Origin of the sequence: Brenneria sp. g21c3 (assembly GCF_040240345.1) — a bacterium.
Classification (GTDB): domain Bacteria; phylum Pseudomonadota; class Gammaproteobacteria; order Enterobacterales; family Enterobacteriaceae; genus Brenneria.
This window is the reverse complement of the sequence record NZ_JBEIAB010000016.1, coordinates 26992-38793: the sequence shown is the minus strand read 5'-3', so window position 1 is coordinate 38793 and position 11802 is coordinate 26992. Positions and strand designations below refer to the sequence as shown.

The window sequence follows — 11802 nt, the reverse complement described above, 5'->3', positions numbered from 1 at the left end:
CGTCCATGCCTGGGGAGCGCCATATCGGTCCGCGATTTAACGCCGGTTACTTTTTGCTGAAGTGGATATAGTCGAGCGCATTTTCCGCCGCGATACGGCCTGAATTCAGCGCAAAGCCGAAAGTTCCGCCGCCCAGCAGCAAATCATAGGTGTCGCCGTACATGCCCGCGGCGTCGTTGCCCGTGACGTATAATCCGGGGATCGCGGCGCCGGTTTTATCGATGGCCTGCATTTTTTCATCGATTTTAACCCCGCCCAGCGTACCCAATGCGGCCGGCTGCATTCTGACCGCATAGAACGGGCCGGTTTTTACCGGGCGCAGGTAATCCATGTTTTTGTTAAACACTTCATCCCGTTTCTGGGCGGCGAACGCATTGTTCTGTTCGATGGTCGCTTTCAGTACGTCGGCATCCACGCCCATGGCTTTCGCCAGCCCGTCGATGGTTTTCGACTGGAAGACAAAACCACGGTTTTTCTGGCTCTCTTTATTAAACTCGTTATCGAACTTGGTTAATTTGGTATTGGCGATGACCCATTCGCCAATGGGAACATCAATGCCGTCCTCGACGTAATGCTTGCGGGATTGTTCGTCGAAAATGGAATACATGATGCCGCCGGCCTTCGATAACGCATTCCCTGAGTGCGGCCAGATAATAACGTTGGACTCGTCGGTGAAGCGACGTCCGTGCTGGTCGACCCACAGATAAGGCTGGCGGGCGGCGGCCAACAGATGCGAGTTCGGCGCGTAGTCGGGCAGGCCGGGGCGATAGACCTGCAATACGCCCAGGCCGTCCGGTTTGGCGCCGGCTTTCCAGGCCATATTAATCCCGTCGCCGTCTTTACCGACGTTGCCGACCATGATGGTGTCCGGGAAGGCGGCGTATTTTTGCAGCATCTCTTTGTTGTTGGCATAACCGCCGGTGGCGATGATCACCGCTTTGGCCTCGATCTGGAACTGATGGCCCTCGCTGTCTTCGGCGGTTACGCCAGTCACTTTGCCGTCTTTTACGATCAGATCCTTACCCGCGACCTTGACCAGGGTGGTGACATCCATGTTTTTGAACTGCTCATGGAATGTCTTGATTAAATGGCGTCCGTGGCCGGGGCCGTCGATAACGTGCCAGGTCAACATGCCGCCGGGGCCGCCGGGGCCGATATATTCAAACTTGATGCCTTTGGATTTTACCCACTCGATGGTATCCGCCGAGCGGTTGACGAATGCCCGCACCACAAACGGATTCGCCAGCCAGTGGCTGTACTCCATAATGGTTTTGAAGGCCATATCCGGGGTGACGATAATGCCCTGACGTTTTTGCATGGCGCTGTTGGCGGCGAAAATACCTTCGGCGAAGTTACCGGTGCCGCCGACGATGGGCTGTTTTTCCAGCAAGACGATTTTGGCGCCTTTCTCCGCCGCGGCCATGGTCGCCGCGGTACCCGCCGCCCCCGCGCCGATGATGACTACATCCGCGCTTTGGGGGATGGCCGGTTTTGCGTTTTCCGCATGCGCGGCAGACAACCCCGTTATTGATATGCATAGGGCCGCAAGCAGATTTTTTCTGAATCTTTGCATGGTGTTTTCCTTAGAGTCATTAAAACTCCGTGGTAATGGAATGATTCGTTATTTGCCGATTTTTGCTTGTGAATAGGCCTCTTCGGCGGCCTCAAGTACTGCGCCGCTGGTAATGCTGGCGCCGGATACGCCGTCAACGTCGATGCTCTGTTTTTCCGTCATCGCTTTGGCCAGTTCTTTTGCCGCTTCGCCGCCGACTTCCGGCGTTTCATCCGGCGCGTCAATGGTGGATTTGGTTATTTTCCCTTTATCGTCAACGTCAATGGTCACGGTGACATCGCCGCCGAGCCCTGGTTTGGCCGCGGAATAAGTTCCGGCTTTAAAATTGCCTGTATCTTGTGCGAAAGCGCTGCCGATGGTCAAAAAAAGGCAAAGAGAGAGCGCACCTGGTGATGTTTTCATATCAACGGTTCCATTAGGTTAGGTTTTATATAAAAGTCATTGGTTATTTACTGCAAAAAAATAATAATTTTTTCTCTGTTATCTCCCATGAATAAAGTGATGTCCGTCATCTTCGTTGAGATGCTTGAATATTAAGCAACAAATAGGTAATCCAATGCCGAGTAATAAAAACAGCAGGCTAAAACTGTTTAAATTAAAGATAACTTCAAATTGGGACAGAAAGCGTAATGCCGGAAAGGTGAGCGCCATACTTACCATTACCGAGATAAGCTGCGTTATGGTCAGCACATTATTGCCGCTATTATAGGTGGAATTGCTCAGATTGCTGAATGCCAGGGTATTTTCCGCGGAGTGCAGCGTCGATATTAATATACCCAGGATGGTGGCGATAATGCCGATCTGCATCATCGATTTTTCCTGCACGGCGAAACTCATGGCAAGAATAAACAACGAGGTAAATCCAGTGGTCGCCATCAACAGTCGGCGATAGCCTATCTGTTTGATTATCGGCTCGAAAAGCACTTTTGACAGTAAGGCTCCGGTGGAAAACAGCAGCAGGATCATGCTGGTTTCCACCGGTTTGCAGTCCAACGTCGTTTGCAACATCAATGAAAGCACTACAGGCGTGGACGACAGCAGCACCCGGGTTAATATTCCGCCGAAGATACCGATGGAGAAGGTTTTTATTTCAAATAGCGCGGCCGGAAACAGGGTCTCTCTTTTGGTGATATCCCGTTTGAAATAAAGAAACGCCAAACCGATTGCGGACAAACAGAACAGGATGGCGACAGGCGTGGGAATAATATTTTTAGGCATGGCCGTAAGCGTGAATGCGGCCAGAAACAGCATCAATACCAGTAATACCAGCCCGTAAGGATCGGCCTGGCGTTCCACGCCGACCGCTTCGTCGGGAATATGTTTCTTCGCCAAAAAAAGACAAATCAAAGATAGCGGGATATTGGCCATAAAAATAACCCGCCATGAAAATAGATTAACCAGAAAACTGCCTAATACCGGGCCAATCATGGTGCCTAATAAACCGAGCAGGGTAATGCGGTTAAGAAATATCAGTTTCATGGCCTGCGGCGTAGTTCTTAATATCACGGTTCTGATAATAGGCAGCATCAGCGCGCCGCCGATCCCCTGAATGAAACGAAAGACGCTCAGGCTGATAATGGAGTTCGCCGTTACGCACAACAGCGACCCCAGCGTAAATATGCCGATAGCCAGCAGATAGGTTTTCTTTTCGCCTAAACGCTCAGACAGCCAGCCATTGACCGGTGTGAAAGCCACCACGGTGATGACGTAGGAAATCACGATCATTTCCATACGCAGCACCGGTTGATGCAGGGAGTCGGCGATGGCCGGAATGGCGATATACAGCATGGTGGTATCCAGGGATTGCATAAAAAAAGTGATGGATGCAAGCCAGAATAAGACCCATGACGTATTCATCGCCTTAGGCCACCGTCATTTGTCCGGCATAGAGCACGAACATGCGCAGCAGGAAAACGCCCAGCAGGCTTAACGTCGCCATCGCCGCGAGACTGCCTCTGCCTGGCTCCCGGTGTTTACGCATAAAGCCGGCGATTAACGGAACGGCGATCCCCAGCCCGATGATGCCGATCCAGAACACGCCGCCCCAGAAGCCGGTGAGCGCGGTGTGCGCCGCCACCGTTTTTTGTCCGCCGCCCAGAATAAGACCGGCAAAGAAAGCGAACAGCAGAAACACTTCGGCGTAGATAACCGGATTTTCTATTTTATGAATAAAGTGCATGGTGGCGGTATTGCCGGAGGCGCTGCGGCAGGTGGCGTTGACCAGCATCGCCACCGCAATGCCGGAGGTGGTGCCGGACGCCAGGAACAAGACCGGTAATACCGGGTTGTTTAACAGCGGGAACGATTTCAGCGCGGAGAGCAGGAAACCGGTATAGCAGCCGAGCAGCACGGCCAGCACCAGCAGCGTTTTTTCAATCAGCCCGGCTTTACCGGCAATCGCGCCGGTGACCTTTTGCGCCAGCGCGGTGAGCGCCGGACGACGGATTTTGCTTTCGATCAGGCGGAGTAAAGGAGCGCGGTAGAGGTTGATGATCCACAGGGCGATGACCACAAAATAGACCTGAAATAACATCACTCCGAGCGACATAATCGAGGTGGGATTGTAGAAAATCATCAGATGCCAGAACGTCAGCGGACGGGTGAGGTGAAAAATCAGAATCAGCAGACCGATAATCACGGCCAGCGGCGCGACGATGGCGGTCGATTTGATAATAGTATTGCTGCCGCTGTACTCGGCGGGTACATAGTATTTAATCAGAATGGACAGCGACACCATCCCGGCGGAGATCCCCACCAGCAACAGATAGATGGCGATGGGCCAATCCCATACCAGGGTGTCAAAATGAAAGGCGTTATGCATTGTCTACTTCTCCCCGTCTGCCTGGCACGCGATAAAGTTGCGGCTCGGTGCCGAGATAAACTTTTGACCGATAGGTCGCATTGCTCTTGATCATTTTCGAAATATCGCTTTCGGGGTCGTTCAGATCGCCGAACACCAGAGCTTTGGTCGGGCATATTTCGACGCAGGCGGGCTGTTTCCCCGCGGCCAGATTGGTTTCCCGGCAAAAGTTGCATTTATCCGCCGTTTTGCTGACCGGATTAATGAAACGGACATGATACGGACAAGCGGCGATGCAGTAGCGGCAACCGACGCAATGCTTGTCATTGACATCGACGATGCCGGTTAACGCGTCTTTAAACGAAGCGCCGGTCGGACAGACGGTGACGCAGGGCGGATTCTCGCAATGCTGGCAGGATTTGCGGAAATATTGTTTGAAGGCCCGGGTCTTGCCTTCGGCCGGGATATCGACCGTTTTCAGTATTTCCAGCCGGGTGACGCCATCCGGCACATGGTTGGTGGTTTTACAGGCGCCGATACAGGCATTGCAGCCAATACAGCGCTGCTCATTGTGCAGCAGGCCATATTTGACGCCTTTGGGTTTCGTTGTTTTTGCAGACTCTTCGGCAGTCTGCGCAAGCGCGAGGCTGGAATTCCCGGTAACAACAATAGCGCTTCCCAGGTAAGCGATAAAACGACGACGAGAGAATTCTTCCATAACATAACCTTCACATTGAAACTGCAGCCATTCTGAAAGCGGTACCGATATCAAAAATCGTCGTGATAGGCTTTTGGCTGATTCGTGTCATCCTGACGGTAAACGAGGCGGTCCTGCGCCATGCAACAAAAAACCTATTGGGGAAAGTGGTACCGATTTGGCATCAGAGGTAAATTTTTGACTTAAAATATTCCGGTTCCGATAGCTTACTTACTCGTAATCCATATTCTTTTTATTGTTTTTATTTGACCATAGGGCCAAGGGTATAATTGTGCTCTTAGTCACATTTATTTCTTTGTATATCTATATAAAACTCATCTCAATCTATTATAAATAGCGATTATTTAGATAAGTCGCCCGACTTTTCAATTCGATAGGGACTGAATTATCTGCAACATAATGCATCGATTTTTAGCGAATGATTTTTATTTGTATTGACGTTTGTTAATGCGATCAACAATAAGGTAATTTATTTGTGATCGGTAAGCGTTTATTTGACTAAATCGAGACCGCGGTCGAAAAATTATTTATCCGGTTAAAAAGCGTTGGCGCCTTTATGACGCCAACGCCGACAATAAATATTGCAAAGATGTTAATTCGCCATCAGGGTTTCAGATGTTTATCGAGAAAACGAATGGTGATTTGCATGATATCCGGCTGCAACCAATGCGGGCCGCCGTGTACCGCCCCCTTGACGATATAATAGCTGGAGGCGATGTTTTTCTCGGTCAGCGCCTGGTGTAGCCGCGCGGTTTGCCGTGGCGATACAATCTCATCATCCGCGCCGTGCATAATCAGGAACGGCGGCGTGGCGCTACTGATGTAGTTAATCGGATTGGCCGCCGCCGCCCTGCCCGGATTGCTGGTGATGGCGCCGCCCTCATCGAATACGGCGGTCCCGTTAACCCACATGGCTTCGGTCGCCGAGGCGGAGGCGTGCTTTTGGACAATGCTGTCCGCCAGCCCTTCGCCGACCAACGTAAGATCGGACAAGCCGTAGAAATCGATCACCGCCTGAACCTGGCTGCTTTGATCGAGGTTTTCGCCTTTATCAAACTGCGTGTCGCCGTTTGTCGTACCGGCAAACGCCGCCAGATAGCCGCCGGCGGAAGAGCCGAAAACGGCGACGCGCCCGCCGTCGATACCAAACTTCTCGGCATTGGCGCGCAGATAGCGAATCGCGGATTTCACATCTTCCAGCGGCGAAGGGAAAAGCACCACGGGGGCGACGCGGTATTCCATGCTGGCGACCACATAGCCGGCTTCGGCGATTTTGAGACGCTGTTGCAGGTAGTTGTCTTTGTTGGCATGAATAAAGCCGCCCCCGGTGATATATAACACCACGGGCAGCGGTTTTTTCGCCTCAGGTTGCAGGATATCCATTTTCAGCGCCACGTTGGGAAAGCCGCGGCTCGGAACCTGGGAAAACACTACATCGGAAATCAGTTTTACCGCCGGGACGGCGGCGGGATTAACGGTCAGCTCTTGCGTAGCGGCGGCGGCAGCCGCCGTATTGCTCAAGCAGGAGACGCCGACCATCAGCGCGGTCAGCAATATTTTTTTAGCGTTTGGGTGGATCATGATTTGGTCTAATCCTGTGGTTGGTCACGGCGGAAATGCCGGATAAGCGCAAAGGGGATGCAAAGCAAACCATATCGCCGGATAGTGGTTATCAACGATATGTAATTGATATGAAATTTATTTCATATTGCTAATTTAATCCGTTAGGCAGGAAAGTAAGTGTGCATTCCATCACATTTGTTTTTTTGTATATTCATATAATTGTTATATCAATATATTATAAATAATTCATAGCGCATGATTAGTATAAAAAGAGTTATCTATTATCAGGAACTCATCAGGGTCGGGAGTTTTACCAAAGCGGCGAAAACGCTGAATATATCGCAGGCATTTCTCTCTCAGGAGATAGCCAGGTTAGAGCTTGAAACCCAGAGAAAACTGATAAACCGTACCACCCGGCAGTTTTCCCTTACGCCGTTCGGCCGGATTTTCGCCAAAAAAATTCGTCCGTTGATTAAAGAGCATTATGAGCTGGAGCAGTTCGTCAGCAGCTATGAGGAAAGCTCCGAGGGAACCTTGCTGGTGGGCGTCATTCCGATTTTCAACCGCCTGGACTACTACAACGTTTTTAGCCTGTTTCAGAAAAACTATCCCAACATAGAAATCTCGTTTATTGATGGGGTGAGCACCCACTTATTGGAAAAGGTGCGCAATACCGAGATTCATATTTCTTTCTCCACGCCCTTTGACGAGTATCTGAACGATCCGCTGTTCAATCATTCGGTTTTTCTGGTGGATGACATCGTGGTGGTCATGGCCGCATCGCATCCGTTAGCCAAATCGACAGCGTTAAACCTGACGCGGTTGGCGAATAATAAACTGATTGTGCCGCAGAAAGGGACCGGCGAGCATGCGATGGTCTCCGAGACGTTTAGCAAAATGGGCATCAATCCCTGCTATTTTCGCGAGTGCAGCAATATCGACATCATCATGGATCTGGTGATGAATCAGTCCGGCGTGGTATTTCTTTGTGCGTCCGTCGCCAGGAGCCTGGAGGGCTATGACATCGCCATTGTTCCGCTGGAAGAACAACTGAAAAGAACCTTTGCGGTAAGTTACCTGAAACGCAGCATCAACATACCGATGGTGCGTCTATTCGTGGATTTTCTGGAAAAACACGACGATTCCTTTAAATTGTCAAACGATTAACTTCATGTATTAACTCATTTTTATTATGAATAAGCGGGTAGTGACCGCTATTTTTTCGCGTCCGTTTTCATTAGCCCGGCATCGTCCGCCATTGATAATCCCGATGACGTAAGTGTGAAGTGACTCAATTTATCTCCCTTCATATACTTGTATGGTAGTTTGTGTAGAAGGCGTTAGCGATCATCAGTAGAGAAGGATAAGTAAAGTGAAAATTGTCAGCGCGGAAGTGTTTGTTACCTGCCCCGGGCGTAACTTCGTCACCCTGAAAATCACCACGGACAGCGGCGTGACCGGCATCGGCGATGCCACGCTCAATGGCCGTGAATTATCGGTTGCGTCTTATCTCAGGGATCATCTTTGTCCGCAGTTGGTTGGGCGTGACGCGCAACGCATTGAAGATATCTGGCAGTTTTTTTATAAGGGCGCCTATTGGCGTCGCGGCCCGGTCACGATGTCGGCGATTTCCGCGGTGGATATGGCGCTGTGGGATATCAAAGGCAAAGTCGCCAACCTGCCGCTGTATCAGCTATTGGGCGGCGCATCGCGCACCGGGGTGATGGTTTATTGCCATACCACCGGCCATACCATTGATGAAGTATTGGATGATTACGCCAGACACCGCGATCGCGGGTTTAAGGCCATTCGCGTGCAGTGCGGCGTCCCCGGCATGAAAACCACCTATGGGATGGCGAAAGGTAAAGGGCAGGCTTATGAGCCGGCGACCAAAGGCGACTGGCCCGAAGAGCAATTGTGGTCGACGGAAAAGTATCTTGATTTCACGCCGAAACTGTTTGCGGCGGTGCGTGACAAATTCGGCTTCGCGGAACATCTGCTGCATGACATGCATCACCGGCTGACGCCGATAGAAGCCGCCCGCTTCGGCAAGCGCATTGAAGATTACCGCCTGTTCTGGATGGAAGATCCCACCCCGGCGGAAAACCAGGCGTGTTTCCGCCTGATTCGCCAGCATACGGTTACGCCGATCGCCGTCGGCGAAGTGTTTAACAGTATCTGGGATTGTAAGCAGCTCATCGAAGAGCAGTTGATCGACTATATCCGCACCACCATCACTCATGCCGGCGGCATTACCGGGATGCGGCGAATTGCTGATTTCGCGTCGTTATATCAGGTTCGAACCGGCTCTCACGGTCCGTCCGACCTGTCGCCCGTCTGTATGGCGGCGGCGCTGCATTTCGATCTCTGGGTGCCTAATTTCGGCGTACAGGAATACATGGGCTACACCGAACAAATGCTGGAGGTGTTCCCGCATAGCTGGACGTTCGACCAGGGATATATGCATCCGGGCGATAAGCCCGGCCTGGGGATCGAGTTTGATGAAAAGCTGGCGGCCAAATATCCCTATGAACCCGCCTATTTGCCGGTGGCGCGTCTGGAAGACGGCACGTTGTGGAATTGGTGAGATGGGAACGTTGACCTGGAGAATAGGCGATGAAAAGTGTGGTGATTGAACAACCCGGCACATTGGTCATACAGACGCGACCGGTTCCGCAACCCGAGGCGGGAGAAGTGCGGGTAAAAATCAGGTACGCCAGCATCTGTGGTTCCGATGTGCATATCTGGCACGGACAGAACCCGTTCGCTAAATATCCTCGCGTTATCGGCCACGAATTTTTCGGCGTGATTGATGATGTCGGCGCGGGCGTCGATCGCGCGCGCATCGGCGAACGCGTGGTGGTCGACCCGGTGGTCAATTGCGGTCATTGTTACCCCTGTTCAGTCGGCCGTCCGAATGTTTGCGCCGAACTCCAGGTCATCGGCGTCCATCGTGACGGCGGATTCAGCGAATACGCCTGCGCGCCTGCCGATAATGCCTATCGTATTCCTGACGCCATCCCGGACAAACTGGCGAGCCTGGTCGAGCCCTTCACCATCGCCGCCAATATCTGCGCCTTTCTGCAACCGACGCCGCAGGACGTGGCGTTGATTTATGGCGCGGGGCCGATGGGATTGACCGCGCTTCAGGTACTGAAGAACGTGTATGGCGTCGGGCGCGTGGTGGTGGTCGATCGTCTGGCGGAACGATTGACGATGGCGAGCGACAGCGGCGCCGATCTGACGCTGAATAACAGCGAAACGCCTCTGGCGGCGCAGCTTAAAGGCAGTCCTCCGACGCTGATTATCGATGCCGCCTGCCACCCGTCGATTTTGCCGGAAGCCATTGCGCTGGCTTCGCCGGCGGCCCGTATCGGATTACTCGGTTTTTCCGGCGAGCCATGCGCCATCACGCAACAAAGCCTCACCAGCAAAGAACTCTCATTATTCACCTCGCGCCTGAACAGCCGCCGTTTTCCTACCGTGATTGATTGGCTGGCGCGGGGATTGCTCGCGCCGGAAAAACTGGTTAGCCACTACATGCCGCTCTCCCGGATAGCAGAGGCGATGACCATTTTTGACCAGGACCCGCGCGGCTGTTGCAAGGTGATTTTAAGTATTCATTAGAAAAAGCGAGATAACCAGCATGCCAAGAATCCATTTTGACGTCATGAAAGAAACGGTGAAAAAGGCATTTCTCAATGCCGGGTTAAGTGAGCATAAAGCGGAGGTTTGCGCGCAAATCCATACCGAATCCAGCTGCGATGGCGTCTATTCCCACGGTTTGAATCGCGTCGCCCGTTTTGTCGATTACGTTAAAAAAGGCTGGGTTGATATCCATGCCGAGCCATCGTTAGTTAAATCATTAGGCGTGATTGAAATTTATGACGGCAATCAAGGCGTCGGCGTCACTAATGCGCTGTTCGCCGTGGAGAAAGCGGCGCAATTGGCGCGCAATCAGGGCGTCGGCATCGTCGCGCTGCGCAACACCACCCACTGGATGCGGGGCGGCGCCTATGGATGGAAAACGGCGGAGCAAGGATTGGCGGCGATTTGCTGGACCAATACCGAATCCTGTATGCCGGCATGGGGCGCAAAAAACACCCGTCTGGGCAACAATCCCTTTGTGATGGCGGTGCCGCGGGAAAAAGGACCGCTGGTGCTGGATATGGCCATGTCGCAATACTCGTTCGGTAAATTGCAGGTGACGCGCCTGAAAGGCGCGCGTCTGCCTTTTCCCGGCGGCTACGACAACGAGGGTAACTTGACGGATGAACCCGGTCCGATTGAACAATCGATGCGTATTCTGCCGACCGGCTACTGGAAAGGCTCCGGCATGGCGGTGCTGCTGGATGCGATGGCCGCGCTGCTTTCCGGCGGTAACCCGACGAATGCCATCGATAAGGTGGGGAAAGGCAGTTGTACCGGCGCCAGCCAGATTTTTATCGTTTTCGATCCGGCTCAGCTTGGCGGCAGTGAATTCACTGAGCGTATGGCGGACAGCGTGGCCGACTACGTGAAAACATCAGACCCCGCGGAAGGACAAACGGACGTTTACTATCCAGGCGAAAACTCAGCCAACCATCGCCGCGAGAATCTGGCGCAGGGCATCCCGGTAGACGAGGGCGTGTGGGCTGAAGTGCTGGAACTGGCTAAATAGGTGATTGCATGATTATTGGCAACATTCTTCAACTGGAAAAAAGCCGCGCCGAACTGCCGGAGGCGATTTACCGGGTGCTGAGCCGGATCCGCAGTCTGGATTTCCGTCATCATCCCGACGGTGAAATGACGGAGCAAGCGGTGGTTTATAAGACATTCCACGCCGACACCGCGCCGTCGGCGAACCGTATTGCGGAAACGCACCGGCTGAATATCGACGTGCAGTTTGTTATTTCCGGCGCGGAATATCTGGAATATCAGCCGGTGTTGGCGCGGACCCCTGATGATGCGCATCCCGAACAGGACAATGATTTCTACCATGGCAAATCAGGCGATGAAAAAGCACTGCGCCTCGACAGCGGCGATTTTGTCGTGCTGTTTCCCTGGGATATTCATACCCCGTTATGTCAGGGGGAGGAGAGACGGCAGGTGCGTAAAGTGGTGGCTAAGGTGCCGCTTAGCTTACTGAATTTGGCATGAGGGCCTGGC

Annotated in this window: 11 protein-coding genes; 5 read left to right on the top strand and 6 right to left on the bottom strand. The window is 52.5% G+C overall.

Features of this window, described 5'->3' with window-relative positions:
• Positions 1–46 precede the first annotated feature (46 nt).
• The 6 genes from ABRZ28_RS19115 to ABRZ28_RS19090 all read right to left on the bottom strand — a co-directional run bounded on the left by ABRZ28_RS19115 (position 47) and on the right by ABRZ28_RS19090 (position 6672).
• A complete protein-coding gene (locus ABRZ28_RS19115; RefSeq protein ID WP_330521156.1) occupies positions 47–1573 on the bottom strand; it encodes an FAD-dependent oxidoreductase in 1527 nt (508 codons plus the stop codon).
• A 48-nt stretch (positions 1574–1621) separates the two neighbouring features.
• A complete protein-coding gene (locus ABRZ28_RS19110; RefSeq protein WP_319605713.1) occupies positions 1622–1975 on the bottom strand; it encodes an FMN-binding protein in 354 nt (117 codons plus the stop codon).
• Between the two features lie 78 nt (positions 1976–2053).
• A complete protein-coding gene (locus ABRZ28_RS19105) occupies positions 2054–3430 on the bottom strand; it encodes an MFS transporter (protein WP_330521155.1) in 1377 nt (458 codons plus the stop codon).
• A gap of 4 nt (positions 3431–3434) precedes the next feature.
• Entirely contained in the window at positions 3435–4394 is a 960-nt protein-coding gene (gene nrfD / locus ABRZ28_RS19100; protein ID WP_330521154.1) for a cytochrome c nitrite reductase subunit NrfD, read from the bottom strand.
• The gene (locus ABRZ28_RS19095; RefSeq protein ID WP_319605716.1) at positions 4387–5091 is read right to left on the bottom strand and encodes a 4Fe-4S dicluster domain-containing protein; all 705 of its coding nucleotides are present in this window, start codon (positions 5089–5091) and stop codon (positions 4387–4389) included. The genes nrfD and ABRZ28_RS19095 overlap by 8 nt, the downstream gene beginning before the upstream one ends.
• Before the next feature lie 603 nt (positions 5092–5694).
• The gene (locus ABRZ28_RS19090) at positions 5695–6672 is read right to left on the bottom strand and encodes an alpha/beta hydrolase fold domain-containing protein (protein WP_330521153.1); all 978 of its coding nucleotides are present in this window, start codon (positions 6670–6672) and stop codon (positions 5695–5697) included.
• Positions 6673–6909: 237 nt separating this feature from the next.
• On the opposite strand from ABRZ28_RS19090, the gene ABRZ28_RS19085 reads away from it, so the two are divergent.
• From ABRZ28_RS19085 to ABRZ28_RS19065, 5 genes are all read left to right on the top strand, one after another.
• Positions 6910–7821: a LysR family transcriptional regulator gene (locus ABRZ28_RS19085; RefSeq protein WP_330521152.1), complete on the top strand. Its 912-nt coding sequence runs from the start codon at positions 6910–6912 to the stop codon at positions 7819–7821.
• 205 nt (positions 7822–8026) lie between these two features.
• Positions 8027–9241, top strand: a complete 1215-nt coding sequence (gene manD / locus ABRZ28_RS19080) for a D-mannonate dehydratase ManD (RefSeq protein WP_319605719.1) — start codon at positions 8027–8029, stop codon at positions 9239–9241.
• 29 nt (positions 9242–9270) lie between these two features.
• Positions 9271–10281, top strand: a complete 1011-nt coding sequence (locus tag ABRZ28_RS19075; RefSeq protein WP_319605720.1) for a Zn-dependent oxidoreductase — start codon at positions 9271–9273, stop codon at positions 10279–10281.
• 19 nt (positions 10282–10300) lie between these two features.
• A complete protein-coding gene (gene yiaK, locus ABRZ28_RS19070) occupies positions 10301–11314 on the top strand; it encodes a 3-dehydro-L-gulonate 2-dehydrogenase (protein WP_319605721.1) in 1014 nt (337 codons plus the stop codon).
• 8 nt (positions 11315–11322) lie between these two features.
• Positions 11323–11793 carry a NanQ anomerase/TabA/YiaL family protein gene (locus ABRZ28_RS19065; protein WP_330521151.1) on the top strand — a complete coding sequence of 157 codons (471 nt, stop codon included), beginning with the start codon at positions 11323–11325 and terminating at the stop codon, positions 11791–11793.
• Positions 11794–11802 lie beyond the last annotated feature (9 nt).